This is a genomic window from Leisingera daeponensis, from assembly GCF_019801465.1.
GTDB lineage: Bacteria > Pseudomonadota > Alphaproteobacteria > Rhodobacterales > Rhodobacteraceae > Leisingera > Leisingera daeponensis_A.
In genome coordinates this window covers 229,054-246,456 of sequence record NZ_JAHVJA010000004.1, presented here as the reverse complement: position 1 = coordinate 246,456, position 17,403 = coordinate 229,054, and the positions used below count along the sequence as shown (strand labels likewise).

The 17,403-nt window shown below is 60.1% G+C and carries 16 protein-coding genes and 1 pseudogene; 8 read left to right on the top strand and 9 right to left on the bottom strand.

The annotated features are described in order from the left end of the window. Positions 1 to 2: 2 nt before the first annotated feature. From hemW to rph, 3 genes are read right to left on the bottom strand one after another with little or no spacing between them, the layout of a single operon-like run. Complete coding sequence (hemW, locus tag KUV26_RS12125; protein ID WP_222508508.1) at positions 3 to 1,157, bottom strand: radical SAM family heme chaperone HemW; 1,155 nt, start codon at positions 1,155 to 1,157, stop codon at positions 3 to 5. Further along, positions 1,150 to 1,764 (bottom strand): RdgB/HAM1 family non-canonical purine NTP pyrophosphatase, encoded by a 615-nt coding sequence (gene rdgB, locus KUV26_RS12120; protein ID WP_222508507.1) that lies wholly within the window; start codon positions 1,762 to 1,764, stop codon positions 1,150 to 1,152. Before rdgB ends, hemW begins: the two co-directional genes overlap by 8 nt. Next, positions 1,761 to 2,474, bottom strand: a complete 714-nt coding sequence (rph, locus tag KUV26_RS12115; protein ID WP_222503656.1) for a ribonuclease PH — start codon at positions 2,472 to 2,474, stop codon at positions 1,761 to 1,763. Before rph ends, rdgB begins: the two co-directional genes overlap by 4 nt. A 144-nt stretch (positions 2,475 to 2,618) precedes the next feature. Here rph and hrcA point away from each other — a divergent pair, with 144 nt between their 5' ends. Beyond that, positions 2,619 to 3,683 carry a heat-inducible transcriptional repressor HrcA gene (gene hrcA, locus KUV26_RS12110; RefSeq protein WP_222503655.1) on the top strand — a complete coding sequence of 355 codons (1,065 nt, stop codon included), beginning with the start codon at positions 2,619 to 2,621 and terminating at the stop codon, positions 3,681 to 3,683. A gap of 9 nt (positions 3,684 to 3,692) precedes the next feature. Further along, positions 3,693 to 4,256 (top strand): nucleotide exchange factor GrpE, encoded by a 564-nt coding sequence (locus KUV26_RS12105; RefSeq protein WP_222508506.1) that lies wholly within the window; start codon positions 3,693 to 3,695, stop codon positions 4,254 to 4,256. An 86-nt stretch (positions 4,257 to 4,342) separates the two neighbouring features. Here the strand turns inward: KUV26_RS12105 and mutS are convergent, their stop codons facing one another. Together mutS and KUV26_RS12095 are read right to left on the bottom strand one after the other, a co-directional pair. Next, positions 4,343 to 6,973, bottom strand: a complete 2,631-nt coding sequence (gene mutS, locus KUV26_RS12100; RefSeq protein ID WP_222508505.1) for a DNA mismatch repair protein MutS — start codon at positions 6,971 to 6,973, stop codon at positions 4,343 to 4,345. A 102-nt stretch (positions 6,974 to 7,075) separates the two neighbouring features. Further along, positions 7,076 to 7,909, bottom strand: coding sequence for a flagellin (locus KUV26_RS12095; RefSeq protein ID WP_222508504.1), 834 nt, complete (start codon positions 7,907 to 7,909; stop codon positions 7,076 to 7,078). A 299-nt stretch (positions 7,910 to 8,208) separates the two neighbouring features. Here KUV26_RS12095 and KUV26_RS12090 point away from each other — a divergent pair, with 299 nt between their 5' ends. Both KUV26_RS12090 and KUV26_RS12085 read left to right on the top strand, forming a co-directional pair. Further along, the gene (locus KUV26_RS12090) at positions 8,209 to 10,464 is read left to right on the top strand and encodes an NADP-dependent malic enzyme (RefSeq protein WP_222503652.1); all 2,256 of its coding nucleotides are present in this window, start codon (positions 8,209 to 8,211) and stop codon (positions 10,462 to 10,464) included. A 6-nt stretch (positions 10,465 to 10,470) separates the two neighbouring features. Further along, on the top strand, positions 10,471 to 11,343 hold the full coding sequence (locus KUV26_RS12085) for a ribokinase (protein ID WP_222508503.1): 873 nt from the start codon (positions 10,471 to 10,473) through the stop codon (positions 11,341 to 11,343). An 18-nt stretch (positions 11,344 to 11,361) separates the two neighbouring features. On the opposite strand, the gene msrA is transcribed toward KUV26_RS12085, so the two are convergent. Then, positions 11,362 to 12,027 (bottom strand): peptide-methionine (S)-S-oxide reductase MsrA, encoded by a 666-nt coding sequence (gene msrA / locus KUV26_RS12080; protein WP_222508502.1) that lies wholly within the window; start codon positions 12,025 to 12,027, stop codon positions 11,362 to 11,364. 147 nt (positions 12,028 to 12,174) lie between these two features. Here msrA and KUV26_RS12075 point away from each other — a divergent pair, with 147 nt between their 5' ends. After that, complete coding sequence (locus KUV26_RS12075; protein ID WP_222503649.1) at positions 12,175 to 12,336, top strand: hypothetical protein; 162 nt, start codon at positions 12,175 to 12,177, stop codon at positions 12,334 to 12,336. Next, the gene (locus KUV26_RS12070) at positions 12,336 to 13,049 is read left to right on the top strand and encodes an HAD family hydrolase (protein WP_222508501.1); all 714 of its coding nucleotides are present in this window, start codon (positions 12,336 to 12,338) and stop codon (positions 13,047 to 13,049) included. The genes KUV26_RS12075 and KUV26_RS12070 overlap by 1 nt, the downstream gene beginning before the upstream one ends. A gap of 68 nt (positions 13,050 to 13,117) precedes the next feature. Here KUV26_RS12070 and KUV26_RS12065 read toward each other — a convergent pair. The 3 genes and pseudogenes from KUV26_RS12065 to KUV26_RS12055 form a co-directional block, all read right to left on the bottom strand. Then, positions 13,118 to 13,403: pseudogene (locus tag KUV26_RS12065) on the bottom strand (SCP2 sterol-binding domain-containing protein). A 78-nt stretch (positions 13,404 to 13,481) separates the two neighbouring features. Continuing rightward, on the bottom strand, positions 13,482 to 13,928 hold the full coding sequence (locus KUV26_RS12060) for a DUF1810 domain-containing protein (RefSeq protein ID WP_222508599.1): 447 nt from the start codon (positions 13,926 to 13,928) through the stop codon (positions 13,482 to 13,484). Positions 13,929 to 13,942: 14 nt separating this feature from the next. Then, positions 13,943 to 15,169: an argininosuccinate synthase gene (locus tag KUV26_RS12055; RefSeq protein WP_008553676.1), complete on the bottom strand. Its 1,227-nt coding sequence runs from the start codon at positions 15,167 to 15,169 to the stop codon at positions 13,943 to 13,945. A 136-nt stretch (positions 15,170 to 15,305) separates the two neighbouring features. On the opposite strand from KUV26_RS12055, the gene KUV26_RS12050 reads away from it, so the two are divergent. Together KUV26_RS12050 and ilvA are read left to right on the top strand one after the other, a co-directional pair. Beyond that, positions 15,306 to 16,079 carry a hypothetical protein gene (locus KUV26_RS12050; protein WP_222508500.1) on the top strand — a complete coding sequence of 258 codons (774 nt, stop codon included), beginning with the start codon at positions 15,306 to 15,308 and terminating at the stop codon, positions 16,077 to 16,079. An 84-nt stretch (positions 16,080 to 16,163) separates the two neighbouring features. Beyond that, positions 16,164 to 17,390, top strand: coding sequence for a threonine ammonia-lyase IlvA (gene ilvA / locus KUV26_RS12045; RefSeq protein ID WP_222508499.1), 1,227 nt, complete (start codon positions 16,164 to 16,166; stop codon positions 17,388 to 17,390). Positions 17,391 to 17,403 lie beyond the last annotated feature (13 nt).

Here is a 17,403-nt window from a genome sequence, read left to right as displayed (position 1 = left end):
CATTAATCCATTAATAGTTCGCGGAGCACCGCATTTAGAACCGTGCGGCCTTGGGAGGTCACGCAAAGCCGCTGGTCTGAAATAGTCACCATGCCCAGTTGTGCAAGGTGTTGAAGCCGTTCCTCCGGAAAGTTCCGGCCGGAAATCTGACTATAGCGTACCATATCCACACCCTCGGAGAGCCGCATGCCCATCATCAAGTATTCGGCTACCGCATCTTCCGGGCTTAACATCTCCCGCAGAGACTCACCATTGCCTTTGCTTACAGCGTCCAGCCAAGCGCCCGGGGCTAAGTGCGTTTCAGTTGCATAGCGGATACCCTTCAAGGTCAGGCGGCCGTGGGCCCCCGGACCTATGCCAGCGTAGTCCCCATAGCGCCAGTAAATCAGATTGTGCCGTGATTCAGATCCTGGTGTGGCATGGTTAGAAATTTCATAGCCGGCCATTCCATGATCGGCACATATGTCCTGCGTTGCCAAGTACATATCGGCCGCGGTGTCGTCTTCAGGCAGGCCACGCAGCTTCCCGCGGGCATACCGGTCTCCAAATGCAGTGCCGTCTTCGATTGTTAGCTGGTAGAGAGACAGGTGGTCAATTGCCATAGAGAGAGCTTCGCGAAGCTCCGACTTCCAGGCGGCAAGCGTCTGTCCCTGGCGGGCGTAAATAAGATCAAAGCTTACCCGGTCAAAACAGGATCGGGCTACTTCAAAAGCGGATTTTGCTTCGCAAACACTGTGGATGCGTCCAAGCCGGCGCAAGTCCTCGTCATTCAACGCCTGAATGCCCATGGAGATCCTGTTGACGCCGGCGTCACGGTAGCCTGCAAACCGGCCGGCCTCAACGGACCCTGGGTTCGCTTCAAGTGAAATCTCTATATCGTTGGCAAATGGCCAGATTTCACGTGTTCTTTCGATGACAGCCGCCACAGTATCAGGCTGCATCAGGGACGGAGTGCCGCCGCCGAAGAAAATGGAGTTCAACACCCGGCCTGAGAGTTGTTCCGAGAGTCTGTCAAGTTCGCTAAGGTAGGCTCTAACCCATAACTTCTGATCTATTTTCGAAGAAACATGGCTGTTGAAATCGCAATAGGGGCATTTGGCCTGGCAAAAGGGCCAATGCACATAGAGGCCAAAGCCTCCATTACGCCAGTCATCCACCGAAACAGCCCTGGACGAATTTAGCGACAGCTTTGCCGCGGTGGCTGATCTTGTTCTTCTCCGCTGGATCCATTTCCGCGCAAGTGATGCTGTAGCCGTCCGGCTGGAACATCGGATCGTAGCCAAACCCGTGCTCGCCGCGGATCGGCCAGACCAGCTGGCCGGGCATAACTCCTTCGAACACCTCATCATGCCCGTCAGGCCAGGCAATGACCAGAGTACAGCGGAATTGGGCTGTGCGGGGGGGGGTGGCACCGGCCGCGTTCAGCTCGTCATTGGCGCGGGTCATTGCCATTTTAAAGTCGCGGCCTGCCGGAGTTTCAGCCCAGTCTGCGGTGTATACGCCCGGGGCGCCGTTCAAAGCATCTATGGTGATGCCGGAGTCATCTGAGAGAGCAGGCAGTCCGGTGGCTTTAGCGGCTGCATGGGCTTTGATGCGCGCGTTGCCGACAAAGGTATCTTCGGTTTCTTCCGGTTCCGGGAGGTCCATCTCGCCGGCACCGACAACGTCGACGCCAAATGGAGCGAGGATTTCACGGATTTCGCTCAGCTTTCCCTTGTTGTGGGTGGCGACAAGCAGTTTGCCGCCTTCCAGTTTCCGGGTCATTTGCAGGCGGCCTTCTGCATTTCTGCCAGTTCGCTTGTTCCCTTGGCAGCAAGGTCCATCAGCTGGTTCATCTGATCGCGGGAGAACACCGATCCTTCGGCAGACATTTGCACTTCAATCAGCTTGCCGGAGCCGGTCATAATGAAGTTGCCATCGACACCAGCCTCGGAATCCTCGGGGTAGTCCAGGTCGAGCACCGGCTGGCCTGCATAGATACCGCAGGAGACAGCGGAGACCGGATCCATCAGAGGATCGATCTGCACGTCGCCGGCCTTCATCAGCTTGTTGACGGCCAGGCGCAGTGCCACCCAGCCGCCGGTGATGGAGGCGCAGCGGGTTCCGCCGTCGGCCTGAAGCACGTCACAATCCACAGTAATCTGGCGCTCACCCAGAGCGACGCGGTCCACGCCGGCCCGCAGCGCACGGCCGATCAGGCGCTGGATCTCCACGGTGCGGCCGCCCTGTTTGCCCGAGGCTGCTTCACGGCGCATCCGAGTGTTGGTGGCACGGGGCAGCATGCCGTATTCGGCAGTTACCCAGCCCAGTCCTGTACCTTTGATGAACGGCGGCACGCGGTCTTCGATGGTTGCTGTGCACAGGACGTGGGTGTCGCCCGCCTTGATCAGGCAGGAGCCCTCGGCGTGTTTGGTGAAGCCGGTCTCGATCGAGACAGGGCGCATTTCGTTCAATTCTCGTCCAGAGGGTCGCATGGCACATCCTTTGTTTGCTGGCTCGGGGATAGCCCCCGGATGCAGGGCTGTGCAAGCCCGATTGACCTTTTCGCCCGCTGCTCTTTAGTGACATCCTGACTCCGGCTCCCTATGTTGAGTCCGGAAAATTACGCTGGAAGGCTGATGAGCGATCCGAACAACATTCTGAAGGATTTGAACGACCGTTCGCGGGAAGTGTTCCGGACGGTGGTGGAAAGCTATTTGGCGAGTGGAGATCCGGTGGGAAGCCGCACTCTGACCCGGTCACTGAGTGAGAAAGTGAGTGCGGCAACGGTCCGTAACGTGATGCAGGATCTGGAGTATCTTGGTCTGTTGGACAGTCCGCATGTCAGCGCTGGCAGGGTGCCGACGCAACTGGGATTGCGGATGTTTGTGGATGGGCTTCTCGAAGTGGGCGACCTCAATGCTCAGGACCGTGAGAAGATCGATGCAACGCTGGGCCGCAATGCAGGAAACGTAGGCGGAATGATGGACCGCGTCGGCGCTGCGCTGTCTGGAGTGACGCAAGGCGCGTCGCTGGTTCTGACACCCAAGCATGAGGCCGAGATCAGGCATATCGAGTTCGTGTCTCTCGCGCACGACAGGGCTTTGGTGGTGCTGGTGTTTTCGGACGGCCATGTGGAAAACCGCCTGTTCACCCCACCTCCGGGGCAGACGCCAAGCTCGATGCGGGAGGCAGCGAACTTTCTGAACGCGCTGATTGAGGGAAAGACGCTGAGCGAGGTGCAGCGGGAGATACAAAAGGAAATTTCCGCCCGCCGCCAGGAGATCGACAGTCTAGCACATGCTATGATTGAAAGCGGCCTCGCGGTTTGGGAAGACGACGGCAGTGAACAAGCGCGGTTGATCGTGCGCGGGCGGGCGAATCTATTGGCCGAACCCGGCGCAGCGGAAGAGCTTGAGCGGATCCGGACACTGTTTGACGACCTCGAACGCAAGCGCGATATCGCCGAATTTCTGGAACTGACCGAGGAAGGCGAGGGCGTTCGCATTTTTATCGGGTCGGAGAACAAACTTTTCTCACTTTCGGGTTCCTCTTTGGTGGTGTCTCCCTATATGAACGCGGATCGAAAGATCATCGGTGCGGTTGGGGTGATAGGCCCGACGCGCCTGAATTACGGACGGATTGTGCCGATTGTAGACTACACGGCACAGCTGGTCGGCAAACTGTTGTCCGACCGGAGTTAGAGGTGAAACATGGCAGAGCTCAAGGACGAAGATTTTCTGGATGACATCGCCGCCGCCGAGGCTGAAGAGCTGGCGGCTCAAACCGAGGAATTTGATGATGCCTCGCTGGAAATCGATGCGCTCCGGGCAGAACGGGATGAGCTGAAAGACCGCTTCATGCGGGCGCTGGCGGATGCGGAGAACGCCCGCAAGCGCGGCGATAAGGCACGCCGGGAAGCCGAGCAGTACGGCGGGTCCAAGCTGGCCCGCGACATGCTGCCGGTCTATGACAATATGAAGCGCGCGATCGAAGCGGCCACCGATGAGCAGCGCGAAGTTTCCGCTGCCCTGATCGAGGGCGTGGAACTGACCATGCGCTCACTGCTGGGCGTGTTTGAAAAGCATGGCATCCGGATTGTGTCGCCGGAAGTGGGCGATAAGTTCGATCCGCAGGTGCATGAAGCGATGTTCGAGGCACCGGTTCCCGGAACCAAGGCGGGTGAAATCATCCAAGTGTCCGCGGAAGGTTTCATGCTACACGATCGTTTGCTGCGGGCGGCGCAGGTAGGCGTGTCCTCAACCCCAGCCAGCTGACGGACCGGCCCTGGCGGGCCTGTGCTTCCGGCGGGGGAGCTTTTTGAATGTAGAGAGGGCGGGTCCATTAGGATCCGCCTTTTGCTTTAGCCGGAAGCTTCTTTAAGCTTGTAGAGCATATCCAGCGCTTCCCGGGGGGACAGGTCGTCCGGGTGGATGTTGGCCAGAATTTCCTCTGCAGCTGAGGGACCCGAAGGTGCCTTGGGCTGCGGCGGAGGTGCAGCGGCAAAGAGGGGCAGGTCGTCAATCTGGATCTTGGACCCGCCTTCGCGGCTGCCTTGTTCCAGCATGTCGAGGACATCTCGGGCGCGGGCAACAACAGTTGCAGGAAGGCCGGCGAGTTGAGCCACCTGTACACCGTAAGAACGGTCGGCCGCGCCTTTTCGCACCTCGTGGAGGAAAATCACCTCACCCTCCCACTCTTTGACTGCGACGGTCGCGTTATCGACACCTTCGAGTTTGGCGGCCAGCTGGGTCAACTCATGGTAGTGAGTGGCAAAAAGTGCCCGGGAGCGGTTTACTTCATGCAGGTGCTCCAGCGTGGCCCAAGCGATCGACAACCCGTCGTAGGTGGCGGTTCCGCGGCCGATTTCGTCGAGGATCACCAGGGCGCGGTCGTCGGCCTGGTTGAGAATAGCGGCGGTTTCGACCATCTCCACCATGAAGGTAGAGCGGCCGCGGGCCAGGTCGTCGGAAGCGCCGACGCGGCTGAACAGCTGACTGACCAGGCCGATGTGTGCGGCTTCCGCCGGAACATAGCTGCCCATCTGGGCGAGCAGGGCGATCAGCGCGTTCTGGCGCAGGAAGGTCGATTTGCCTGCCATGTTGGGGCCGGTCAGCAGCCAAACAGCGGCACCGTCCTGCGCAGTCAAGTCGCAGTCGTTGGCCACAAAGGTCTCGCCGCCTTGCTGCCGTAGGGCTTGTTCCACGACCGGATGGCGGCCGCCTTCCACATGGAACGCACGGCTGTTGTCGACCTTGGGGCGGGTCCAGTTTTCGCCGCGGGCCAGATCGGCCAGTGCTGTCAGCAAGTCCAGTTCTGCCAGCCCTCGCGCAGCAGTGTTGAGGCGCGCGGCATTGTCCAGAATGGCGCCGGAAAGCCTTGCGTAGAGCCTCTTTTCAATCTCCAGCGCCAGATTTCCCGCGTTCAGAATACGGGTTTCAATCTCGCTCAGCTCCACCGTGGTGAAGCGCACTTGGTTGGCGGTGGTCTGGCGGTGAATGTAGGTCTCGTTCAGCGGTGGCGACATCATCTTGTCCGCGTGGGTCGCGGTGGTTTCGATGAAGTAGCCCAGCACATTGTTGTGCTTGATCTTGAGCGAGGAGACCCCGGTGTGTTCCGCGTATTTCTTTTGCATGGAGGCGATGACCGAGCGGCCTTCGTCACGCAGGGTTCGCGCCTCGTCGAGTTCCGCGTCATACCCGGCGGCGATGAACCCGCCGTCCCGGGCCAGCAGCGGCGGCTCAGCGACAAGCGCGGACTCCAGCAGCGAGAGCAGTTCGTCAAACCCTTGCAGGTCCGAAACCGCGCCGGAAATCAGTGCGGGAAGTTCCATCCCATCGCAGAGGCCTGCTATTACTTCTGCTTGCGAGAGGCCATTGCGGATGGCGGCCAGGTCACGCGGGCCGCCACGCTCCAATGCAAGGCGGGAAAGCGCCCGGTCAAGGTCCGGTGTTTTGCGCAAAGATGTGCGCAGGTCTCCTGCGGTCCGCGTGTGCTCAACTGCAAAATCCAGGGCCGCTAGGCGTTGATGGACTGTGTTCAGATTGCGCGACGGGCTGGAAAGACGCTGTTCCAGCAGCCGGGCGCCGCCGGGGGTGACGGTCCGGTCGACGACTGACAGCAGCGAACCCGCTCGGCCGCCGGACAGCGAGCGGGTCAGTTCCAAGTTGCGGCGGGTGGCGGCATCGATCTGGACCACCCGGTCCTGGGCCTCCTGCTGCGGCGGTTGCAGCAGCGGCAGTTTGCCCTTCTGGGTGATTTCCAGGTAATCGATCAGCGCGCCCATCGCGGACACTTCGGCGCGGGTGAAGGTGCCAAAGCCGTCCAAGGCGCTGACGTTGAACAGGGTGCAAATTCGTTTTTCCGCCGCAGTGCTGTCAAAGCTGGCCTTGCCCAGCGGGGTGAGCGGGATCTTGTATTCATCGGCCAGCGGACGGGCGGCATCATAGGCAGGGCCATCGGCGACAATCAGTTCCGAAGGTGCCAGACGTGCCAATTCGGGCGACAGGCGGACCCGCGCTACCGGCATCACATGAAACGCGCCGGTGGAAATATCAGCCCAGGCCAGCGCAGCCTCATCCCGCAGTTCGGAATAGGAAACCAAGAAGTTGTGGCGCCGCGCCTCCAATAGGGAATCTTCAGTCAGGGTGCCGGGTGTCACCAGCCGCACAACATCGCGTTTCACCACGGACTTGGAGCCGCGTTTCTTGGCCTCGGCAGGGCTTTCCAGCTGTTCGCCGACGGCGACGCGGAAGCCTTTGCGGATAAGCGTCAGCAGGTAGCCTTCGGCGGCATGAACCGGCACACCGCACATCGGGATGTCGTCGCCATTGTGCTTGCCGCGCTTCGTCAGTGCGATGTCCAGCGCCTCAGCAGCGTTCACGGCGTCCTCAAAAAACATCTCGTAGAAGTCGCCCATCCGGTAAAAGAGCAGCGCATCCGGATGCGCTGCCTTGATCTCCAGATACTGCGCCATCATGGGCGTTACGGTCATGAAAAGTCCCCCGGGGTCGTCTTTGCCAGACATCTACAATGGGGGCGGTCCGAGGAAAACCCGGATGTGGCTGCCGCCGGGAACGCCGGCGGCAGCCTGCTGTCAGTAGAGGTTGCGCAGCGTGTCAGGCATCGTGTTGACGATGGACAGCGACAAGGTGCTCAGCTGCTGCTGTGCCTGCAGGGCCAGCAGCTTGGTTGCGGCTTCTTCCATGCTGGTGTCGATCATCGAGCTGACACCCCGGGTCAGCGCATCCGACTGCTTGCCGACATAGTCACCCTGCCTGGCCAGCTGGGTAGCGCCGGCGCCCAGAGAGGCCGAACCTTCGATCGCATAGGTAAGGAAGCCTTCGATTTCGCCCAGGGCGGTCAGGGCGCTGGCGCTGTCGGTGATTGCAGTCCGGCTGCCCAGGTCGAACTGGGGGCTGCCTTCAAAATCAACCCCGCCAACGCTGAGGGTGTCCAGGCTGCCGTCGCCGGAAATTGCAGAAGGGACGGTCAGTCCGGTTCCGCCGCCGCCGTCTACGTCAGTTTTCAGAAGGTTCACCCCGTTGAAGCCGGAAGACGAGATGATCGAATTGACCTGCTCGGTCTTCTTCGCCATCGCCGCTTCATACTTGCTGAAGTCACCCATTCCACTGCTGGCCATGATGGCCAGAGACCTCATTTCGGTCAGGGTTTCGGTAATCTGCTCGGCTCCGGCGGAAGCGACCGCAACTGTAGCCTCGCCCAGCGACAAAGAGTCCGAGACTGAGCGCAAACCGGAAACATCCGATTCCATCAGTTCAGAGATCGCCCAGAGGGCCGCATTGTCTTGCGCGGAGTTGATGTTTTGACCGGTGGCGATGCTGTCCTGCGTATGATTGAGCTGGGAATTGACACCGCCCAAGGTTTGCAAGGCCACCATTGCGCCGGAATTGTTGTGGAAACTTATCATTCCTCACTTTTCCTTTGATCCTATGCCCGTTTCGCGGGCGGACAAACGCCGTTCTGTGCGTTGGCTGCAGCCCCTCGAATTCCAGAGCTCAGCGCCACCTGGAAGACAGGTGCGCGTTAATACATGTTAAGAAATTACAACATTCTGGGGCCTGATTTGAGGCAAAAACCTGACGGAAACTATCATCTTTTAGCCGCTTTTTTCTAAAATCTGGCAATAGAGATTCTTGAAACCGCGGATTGAGGGGCGCGTTGGGCTGAGCTAAGACGGACCGTGACGAGGAGAGGACACGAGATTAAATGCCCAAGAACAAGATCACCGATGAAGAAGCCCTGGCGTTCCACCTGGAGCCGTCTCCGGGTAAATGGGAGATCAATGCCACTGTCCCGATGACCACGCAGCGGGACCTGTCCTTGGCTTACTCTCCGGGGGTTGCGGTTCCTTGCGAGGCGATCGCCGAGAATCCTGAAACAGCCTATGATTATACCAACAAGGGTAACCTGGTTGCGGTGATTTCCAACGGCACGGCCGTGTTGGGGCTGGGCAATCTTGGCGCACTAGGCTCCAAGCCGGTGATGGAAGGTAAGTCCGTGCTGTTCAAACGGTTCGCGGACGTGAATTCGATCGATATCGAACTGGACACCGAAGACCCTGATGAGTTCATCAAGGCGGTCAAACTGATGGGGCCGACCTTTGGCGGCATCAACCTGGAAGATATTAAGGCGCCCGAGTGCTTCATCATCGAGCAGAAGCTCAAGGAAGAAATGGACATTCCAGTCTTCCACGATGACCAGCATGGCACCGCGGTGATCTGCGCAGCGGGACTGATCAACGCTCTGCATCTGTCGGGCAAGAAAATCGAGGATGTGAAGATCGTTCTCAATGGCGCCGGCGCGGCTGGCATTGCCTGCATCGAACTGCTGAAAGCGATGGGCGCGCGGCATGAAAACTGCATCGTCTGCGATACCAAGGGTGTGATCTTTCAGGGCCGTACCGAGGGTATGAACCAGTGGAAGTCGGCGCATGCCGTCAGCACTGATCTGCGTACCCTGGAAGAGGCGATGCGCGGAGCTGATGTGTTCCTTGGCGTGTCGGTCAAGGGCGCCGTGACCCAGGAAATGGTCGCCTCCATGGCCGACAACCCGGTGATCTTTGCTATGGCAAACCCCGATCCGGAAATCACGCCGGAAGAGGCGCATGAGGTGCGGGTCGACGCTATTGTCGCGACCGGGCGGTCCGATTACCCGAACCAGGTCAACAATGTGCTGGGCTTTCCCTATCTGTTCCGCGGTGCGCTGGACATTCACGCGCGCGCCATCAATGACGAGATGAAGATCGCCTGCGCCCACGCGCTGGCGGCGCTGGCGCGGGAAGACGTGCCGGATGAGGTCGCGCTGGCCTACGGGAAATCGCTGACCTTCGGCCGTGATTACATTATCCCGACCCCGTTTGATCCGCGGCTGATCCACCGGATCCCGCCGGCAGTGGCCAAGGCGGGCATGGACACCGGTGCGGCGCGCCGCCCGATCGTTGACATGGACGCCTATGAGGTCGGCCTGAAGTCCCGCATGGATCCGACGGCGTCCATCCTGCGCGGTCTGAACGCCCGTGCTCGCTCTGCTCAGTCGCGGATGATTTTCGCCGAGGGCGACGATCCGCGGGCGTTGCGCGCCGCTGTCATGTACCAGCGCTCCGGCTTTGGCAAGTCGCTGGTCGTGGGCCGGCCGGAAGATGTGCGGGAGAAACTGGACAAGGCCGGACTGGGTGATGCCGTGCGTGAGCTGGAAGTGGTGAACGCTGCCAACACACCGCATTTTGAGATGTACAAGGACTTCCTGTACAACCGCCTGCAGCGTAAAGGTTTTGACCGCAAGGACATTCACCGCCTTGTGGGCCGCGATCGGCATGTGTTTTCCAGCCTGATGCTGGCGCATGGGCATGGTGACGGTCTGGTGACCGGTGCCACCCGCAAATCGGCGCATGTCCTGGACCGGATCAATCATGTGTTCGACGCCGATGCCGATCACGGTGTTGCCGGTGTGACCGCACTGCTGCACAAGGGCCGGATCGTGTTGATCGGCGATACGCTGGTGCACGAATGGCCTGATGAAAACCACCTGGCAAACATCGCCGAGCGCGCTGCTGTGGTGGCCCGCCACATGGGGCTTGAGCCGCGGGTGGCCTTTGTCAGCTTCTCCACCTTTGGCTATCCGGTGTCGGAGCGTGCTGAGAAAATGCACGTTGCGCCGACCGTATTGGACAAGCGTGGTGTGGATTTCGAGTATGAAGGTGAAATGACGGTGGATGTGGCGCTGAACTCCCGCGCTCAAAAATACTACCCCTTCCAGCGTCTGACCGGGCCGGCGAATATTCTGATCGTGCCTGCTCGCCACTCTGCCTCAATCTCGGTTAAGCTGATGCAGGAGATGGGCGGAGCGACTGTGATCGGCCCGATCCTGTCGGGCATCGACAAGCCGATCCAGATTTGCTCGACCACTTCCACCACCAATGACATTCTGAACATGGCGGTGCTGGCGGCCTGCAACATCGGGTAAACTGATATGGCAATCTGGAACCTCGGTTCGATCAACGCGGATATGGTTTATGCCATGCCGCACCTGCCGGCGGCGGGGGAGACCCTTGCCGCCCGCAGTCTTGACCGGTTCCTTGGCGGAAAGGGTGCCAACATGTCGGTGGCAGCCACCCGGGCCGGCAGCGAAGTGCATCATATCGGTGCCGTTGGACCGGACGGAGCTTGGGCTGTCGAGCGGTTGACAGGGTATGGCGTCGGCACGGAACATGTCGCAAGGGTGGCAGCACCTACTGGCCATGCCATCATCGCAGTGGAGCCTGGGGGGGAAAATCAGATCATTCTGTTCCCCGGAGCCAACCGCGCACTGACCCGGGTGCACTTGGACCAGGCGCTGGATTTGGCTGCAGCCGGCGATATTCTGGTTCTGCAAAATGAAACCAGCATGCAGGCGGAGGCGGCAAAGTTAGGGCGGCAGAAGGGGCTTTGCGTCTGCTATGCTGCTGCACCTTTTGACGCGGATGCGGTGCAGGCGGTGCTTCCATATCTGGATTTCCTGATCCTGAATGAGATCGAGGCACAGCAGCTGGAGCAGGCAACCGGCAAAACACCTGGCGACCTTGGCATCAAGGATGTGATCATCACCCTAGGCGCCAAAGGGGCACGGCACATTGGCGGAGAGGCCGGCAGCGTGCTGGAAGTACAAGCGCTTCCTGTCACCCCGGTTGATACTACCGGAGCCGGTGACACTTTCACCGGGTACGTGCTTTCAGGCCTGGACCGCGGGCTGGCGATGTCTGAAGCCATGAGTCAGGCTAACCGCGCCGCGGCTCTGATGGTGACCCGCAGAGGCACAGCGGATGTCATCCCGGACCTGCAGGAAGTTCAGGCCGCCAATTTCTGATTCTGGATTCCCCCAGACTCAATTCTTTTTGGCAAACGGTGCCGCATCACCCCAAAGCTGCTCCACCCTTGCGTCGCGCCCGCAGGCCTGGCGGTAACGCTTATAGGCTGCAGCCTGACGCTTGGGGCCAAACCGGGTGAACACGAGGCTATCGCCCTTGTAGTAATCCTGGTGGTAGTCTTCTGCCTCATAGAAGGTTTGCGCGGACAGGACAGGCGTTACGACCCTCTGTCCCAAAGCCTTCTGCGCCTCTGCTTTCAGTTGACCGGCCAGAGCCTTTTCTGACTTGTTAGAGACAAATACCGCTGTGCGGTAGCTTTCACCGCGATCACAGAACTGGCCGCCGGCATCAGTCGGGTCTATCGAGCGGAAGAACAATTCCAAAAGACGCTTCCGGCTTATTATAGCCGGATCAAAGACAATCTGCACGGCTTCATAGTGGCCGGTGCCGCCGCGGGTGACGTCTTTGTAAGTGGGGTTCTTTGTCTTGCCACCGGTATAGCCGGACACAGCGTCAATTACCCCAGGAACGCTTTCAAAATCGCTTTCGACGCACCAGAAACAGCCGCCGGCAACGGTTAGAGTTTCGGCGGATTGCGCGCGCGCAAGACCCGCCTGTACAAATACGCCGACGGTGATCAATCCGACGAGAGCCCATGACTTCAAATTCTCCGGAACGCGCATTTCCGCCTCCATTCTGCCTTGCACCACCCTGCCGGCTGCCGCGTTTCCTCGCAAGTTGGCAAGTCAGGGTTTCACGGACTGGTGACAGCACGTTATCGATTGGATTCCGGTTCCCGTATTATTAGCGTGCCGGCCAAGGAGGATTCTATGGCGGACAAAATACGGACCTATCGGGCTGAGAACGGTCAGCGCAACAAAGAGCTTCTGATCTGCCTGAACGGCAAACCCGCCCCCAACGAGAGGGCTGAGGCCTGTGTTCTTGACCGCGGCGTCATGCCGGGGGTGGTGTTTGGGAAGGAGAGCGGCTGATGCGGATATCTATGTGGTCGGGACCGCGGAACCTGTCGACCGCGATGATGTATGCCTTTGGCAACCGCGGCGATTGCGCGGTGGTGGATGAACCGTTTTATGCAGCCTACTTGGCGAAGACCGGTCTCGATCATCCGATGCGCGCGGAAATCCTGGAAAGTCAACCGCGGGACCCTGAGGCAGTGGTGCAATCGCTGTTGGGGCCGGTGCCGGCAGCCAAGCCGTACTATTACCAGAAACACATGACCCAGCATATGATCCCTGGTGTTCCGCGTGAATGGATGCGTAAGGTCACCAATGTCTTCCTGATCCGCCATCCGGCCCGGGTGATCGCCTCCTACGCCGCAAAACGGGAGAACCCCATCTTGGAGGACATTGGATTCCGCCAGCAGGCGGAACTTTTTGATCTTGTGCGCAGCTGGGGGCAGGTTCCAGTGGTTGTGGACAGCCACGACATCCGCGACGATCCGGCGGCAAAGCTGGAGCAGTTGTGCGAGACGATCGGCATCCCGTATTCCCCGAAAATGCTGAACTGGCCCAAGGGCGGGCACAAGGATGACGGCGTCTGGGCAGAGCATTGGTATGGCGCGGTCTGGAATTCGACCGGATTTGCCGGCGCCGAGGGGCCGCTGCCGGAGGTGCCGGAGGAGCTGCGGCCTGTACTGCAAGCGGCACTGCCCTATTACGAGCAGATGAAAGCCGCGAAAATCTGATAAGTGAAGGGAGGTTGCCACCTCGCAGTGTGGCGCGCACCCTCAGGATGTTTGGGGTAAGAAGAGGCTCAGTCGATCAGTTTGCTCAGTTTCATGGCAACGCCCATGTCACCGGAGATCTTGATCTTGCCCATCATTACTGCGGTCATCGGGTTCAGCTTGCCGGCGAGCAGCTTTTGCAGGTTTTTTTGAGGAGAGGCGCAGGGTGCAGTCTGTGTCACGGTCCAGGGTTGAGGCATCCCCCTGCGAGAGCACAATGACGCCGTCGTCGCCGCAATCGAATTTCAGCGAGCCGTCGAAGGTTTTGCCGGCGAGGCCGGTGCGGATGCCCGCTGCGATATCTTCAAGTGCCATGTTGTCCTCCCTTGCCTGACGTGAGCGTTAGGCAGGCAAGGCGGTTCGGGCAACATTAACCAAGGGGAAGCGGGCGGATTACCCGCTGGCCAGCGCGTCCCGGGTGAGTGGGCAGGGCTGGCCAGCGTAGAAGGTATCAATCACCTGCTGACATTCTGCCGGCGCATTTGGCACAGCGGCAAACAGCGTCATCGAGGAGCGCAGTTTCTTGGCATCGATGCCGCCGAGAATCTGTTCGGGCTCTTTGTCCTTATGGGACAGCATCAGCTGGCTGACCTCGACCAGGCGGGCGCGCAGCTTTTCGTGGTTCAGATAGGCGGTGGCCTCCGCCAGATCCTCGATCCCGTAGAGCTGCGCCATGTGGGAGCGGCCAAGCTCGGCCAGCTGGGGGAAGACGAACCACATCCAGTGGCTCGTCTTCTGTCCTTGAGAGAGTTCGCTCAGGACCGCCGGCCATACGGTGTCCTGAGCCTCGACAAACATGTCCAGCTCTTCCGCGAAATCGTCCTCGAAATCGCCGTCCATGCCGTCGCGGTCACTCACTTTTTGATCCGGCGCTCGCGGGCAGCCAGCAGCTTGAGACGCAGGGCGTTCAGCTGGATGAAGCCTGCGGCGTCCTTCTGGTCGTAGGCGCCGGCGTCTTCCTCGAAGGTCACATGCGCTTCGGAATACAGCGAGTTGTCCGACCAGCGGCCAACGGTGGAGGCCAGGCCCTTGTAGAGCTTCACGCGCACGGTGCCGGAGACGAATTCCTGGCTCTTGTCGATGGCGGCCTGCAGCATTTCGCGCTCCGGCGAGTACCAGAAACCATTGTAGATCAGCTCTGCATACTGCGGCATCAGCTGGTCCTTCAGGTGCATCGCGCCGCGGTCCATGGTGATGGATTCGATGCCGCGGTGGGCTTCCAGCAGGATGGTGCCGCCCGGGGTCTCGTAGATGCCGCGGGACTTCATGCCCACGAAACGTCCCTCGACCAGGTCGAGGCGGCCGATGCCGTGCTTGCGGCCGTATTCGTTCAATTCGGTCAGGATGGTCGCGGGCGACATCGCTTCGCCGTTGATGCTGACAGCGTCGCCCTTCTCAAACCCGATCTCGATGTATTCGGGGGTGTCAGGTGCTTCTTCCGGGTGCACGGTGCGCTGGTAGACGTAATCGGGCGCTTCCTGCGCCGGGTCTTCCAGTACTTTGCCCTCGGAGGAGGTGTGCAGGAGGTTTGCATCGACCGAGAAGGGGGCCTCGCCGCGCTTGTCCTTGGCAACGGGGATCTGGTGCGCTTCGGCGAATTCCAGAAGTTTGGTGCGGGACGTCAGGTCCCATTCACGCCAGGGCGCGATCACCTTGATGTCGGGGTTCAGCGCATAGGCTGCCAGTTCGAAACGGACCTGGTCGTTGCCCTTGCCGGTGGCGCCGTGGGCGACCGCATCGGCGCCGGTCGCCTCGGCGATCTCGACCAGGCGTTTCGAAATCAGCGGGCGGGCGATGGAGGTGCCCAGCAGGTACAGCCCTTCGTAAACCGCGTTGGCGCGGAACATCGGGAACACGAAATCGCGGACAAATTCCTCGCGCACATCCTCAATGAAGATGTTTTCCGGCTTGATGCCCAGCATTTCCGCTTTCTTGCGGGCGGGCTCCAGCTCTTCACCCTGGCCGAGGTCGGCGGTGAAGGTAACAACTTCGCAGCCGTATTCGGTCTGCAGCCATTTCAGGATGATCGAGGTGTCGAGGCCGCCGGAATAGGCGAGCACAACTTTCTTGGGCGCGGACATGGAATTCCCTCTCAGGTCAGAACGCCTGCGGCGTATCGGGTTTTGGCTGAAAGAGCAAGGTTGTCCGGGGTTTTCTGCGCCGAGCCCTGCGTCTAGGTTGGCGGCAACAGAAATTGCTCATTTGGAGAAAGCTTTTATGAAAGGCTGGGCTATTTTTAAGCATTCGGTCCGCATGGTGCTGCGGAATTTGAATTACGCAGTCAGGATCGCGACCGGGCCGGTGCTGATCGGGGTGGCGGTCGTTTTCGCACTGCTGGCCAGCGCCGGGCTGCCGATGACGCTGATGGGCGATCAGCAGGCGCTGTCGCAGGCGCTGGCGGCGGGCAGCTTTGGCCTGACGCTGCTAGCGGTGTTTCTGACTATCGTTGCGGTGCAGATCTGGGTGTTCGTGTCCTGGCACCGATTTGTGCTGCTGGAGGAATACCCCAGCGGTCTGCTGCCAGCGTTCCGCGGTGACCGTATGCTGGCCTACGTCGGCAATGCGCTGCTGATCTTCCTTGTCGCATTGGCGGTCATGATCCCGGCTGGTGTCATTGCGGCGCTGGTCGGCGGAATCGCAGGCGAGGGGGGGGCGGCGGTGATCGCGCTGGTTATTATCCTGTTTGCCTTGTTCACGGCGGTGGCGATCTACCGTCTGACACCCATTCTGCCGGCAGCGGCCATCGGGCAGCCGCTGAAGCTGCGCGATGCCTGGGACAAGACACGGGGCACCACCGGCACGATTATGCTGCTGGTCGTTCTGCTGGGGCTGTTCAACGTGCTGCTGCAGGTGGTTGTCGATCTGTCGATGGCGGTGTTTGCGCCGCTTGGGATCGTGTTCCTGATCCTTGCGACATTGGTTGCAACGCTGGTCAACGTCAGCGTCGTCACCACCTTCTACGGCCACTACGTGGAGGGGCGCCCGATTTAATCGGCAGCGCCCTGACGGTATTCTTTTGTATGCTTTCAAGCCCGCACCTTGCCTTGGGGGCGGGCTTGCGCCACTGAAGAGGCCATGAACGATTTCAAGACCCAGGCCCGCGCCGCCGAACAGGCGATGCGCGATGTGTTTCCCGCGACGCCGCTGCAGCGCAACGTGCATTTGTCCGACCGTTTCGGTGCGGACATTTACCTCAAGCGTGAGGATCTGAGCCCGGTCCGCTCCTACAAGATCCGCGGCGCGCTGAACGCCATGCGCAAGCAGCCGGATCAGGAGCTGTTTGTTTGCGCCTCAGCAGGTAATCACGCTCAAGGCGTCGCCTTCATGTGCCGCCACATGGGCAAGCGCGGGGTGATCTTCATGCCCGTCACCACGCCACAGCAGAAAATCCAGAAGACGCGGATGTTCGGTGGCGACAATATCGAGATCCACCTGGTCGGCGACTACTTCGACATCTGCCTGGCCGCCGCACAGGAGTGGTGCGCGCAAGAGGGGGGGCATTTCCTGTCGCCGTTTGACGATGCGGATGTGATTGAAGGCCAGGCTTCCATCGCGGTGGAGATCGAAGAGCAGCTGGGGAAGGCGCCGGATCATGTGCTGCTGCCGGTTGGCGGCGGCGGCATGTCGGCCGGGGTTTCTTCCTGGTTCGGCGATGCGGTGCACAGCCTGTTTGTGGAACCGGATGGCGGCGCCTGCTTGCGAGCGGCGCTGGCGGCGGGCAAGCCAGTAGCGCTGGATGTTGTCGATACCTTTGTTGACGGGGCCGCGGTAGGCCGGATCGGCGACCTGCCTTTTGATATCCTGAAGGATGTTCCGCTGCCGGATGTGCTGGCAATCTCAGAGGACCGGATCTGCGCCACTATCATCGAGATGCTGAATGTCGAGGGTATTGTACTGGAACCCGCCGGTGCGTTGTCGGTTGAGGCGCTGCAGGACGTGCGCTCCTGGATTCGCGGCAAGACGGTTGTCTGTGTCACCTCCGGCGGCAACTTTGATTTCGAGCGGCTTCCAGAGGTGAAGGAACGGGCACAGCGCTACTCGGGAGTTAAGAAGTATTTCATCCTGAGGCTGCCTCAGCGACCCGGCGCGCTGAAGGAATTCCTTGGCATCCTGGGGCCGGAGGACGATATCGCCCGGTTTGAGTACATGAAGAAATCGGCGCGCAATTTTGGTTCTGTTCTGATCGGGATCGAAACCAAACGCCCGGAGAATTTCGAGCAACTGTTTGCGAGGCTGGATGCCGCGGGCATGACCTATACGGACATTACCCGGGATGAGACATTGGCGCAGTTCGTGATTTGACGTTGACGCTGGA

Excerpts from the sequence above, each read along its gene's own strand:
- rdgB (WP_222508507.1), bottom strand. The coding sequence starts at position 1,764 with ATGACCCGGAAACTGGAAGGCGGCAAACTGCTTGTCGCCACCCACAAC.
- rph (WP_222503656.1), bottom strand. The coding sequence starts at position 2,474 with ATGCGACCCTCTGGACGAGAATTGAACGAAATGCGCCCTGTCTCGATC.
- hrcA (WP_222503655.1), top strand. The coding sequence starts at position 2,619 with ATGAGCGATCCGAACAACATTCTGAAGGATTTGAACGACCGTTCGCGG.
- KUV26_RS12105 (WP_222508506.1), top strand. The coding sequence starts at position 3,693 with ATGGCAGAGCTCAAGGACGAAGATTTTCTGGATGACATCGCCGCCGCC.
- mutS (WP_222508505.1), bottom strand. The coding sequence starts at position 6,973 with ATGACCGTAACGCCCATGATGGCGCAGTATCTGGAGATCAAGGCAGCG.
- KUV26_RS12095 (WP_222508504.1), bottom strand. The coding sequence starts at position 7,909 with ATGATAAGTTTCCACAACAATTCCGGCGCAATGGTGGCCTTGCAAACC.
- KUV26_RS12090 (WP_222503652.1), top strand. The coding sequence starts at position 8,209 with ATGCCCAAGAACAAGATCACCGATGAAGAAGCCCTGGCGTTCCACCTG.
- KUV26_RS12085 (WP_222508503.1), top strand. The coding sequence starts at position 10,471 with ATGGCAATCTGGAACCTCGGTTCGATCAACGCGGATATGGTTTATGCC.
- msrA (WP_222508502.1), bottom strand. The coding sequence starts at position 12,027 with ATGCGCGTTCCGGAGAATTTGAAGTCATGGGCTCTCGTCGGATTGATC.
- KUV26_RS12075 (WP_222503649.1), top strand. The coding sequence starts at position 12,175 with ATGGCGGACAAAATACGGACCTATCGGGCTGAGAACGGTCAGCGCAAC.
- KUV26_RS12070 (WP_222508501.1), top strand. The coding sequence starts at position 12,336 with ATGCGGATATCTATGTGGTCGGGACCGCGGAACCTGTCGACCGCGATG.
- KUV26_RS12060 (WP_222508599.1), bottom strand. The coding sequence starts at position 13,928 with ATGGACGGCGATTTCGAGGACGATTTCGCGGAAGAGCTGGACATGTTT.
- KUV26_RS12055 (WP_008553676.1), bottom strand. The coding sequence starts at position 15,169 with ATGTCCGCGCCCAAGAAAGTTGTGCTCGCCTATTCCGGCGGCCTCGAC.
- KUV26_RS12050 (WP_222508500.1), top strand. The coding sequence starts at position 15,306 with ATGAAAGGCTGGGCTATTTTTAAGCATTCGGTCCGCATGGTGCTGCGG.
- ilvA (WP_222508499.1), top strand. The coding sequence starts at position 16,164 with ATGAACGATTTCAAGACCCAGGCCCGCGCCGCCGAACAGGCGATGCGC.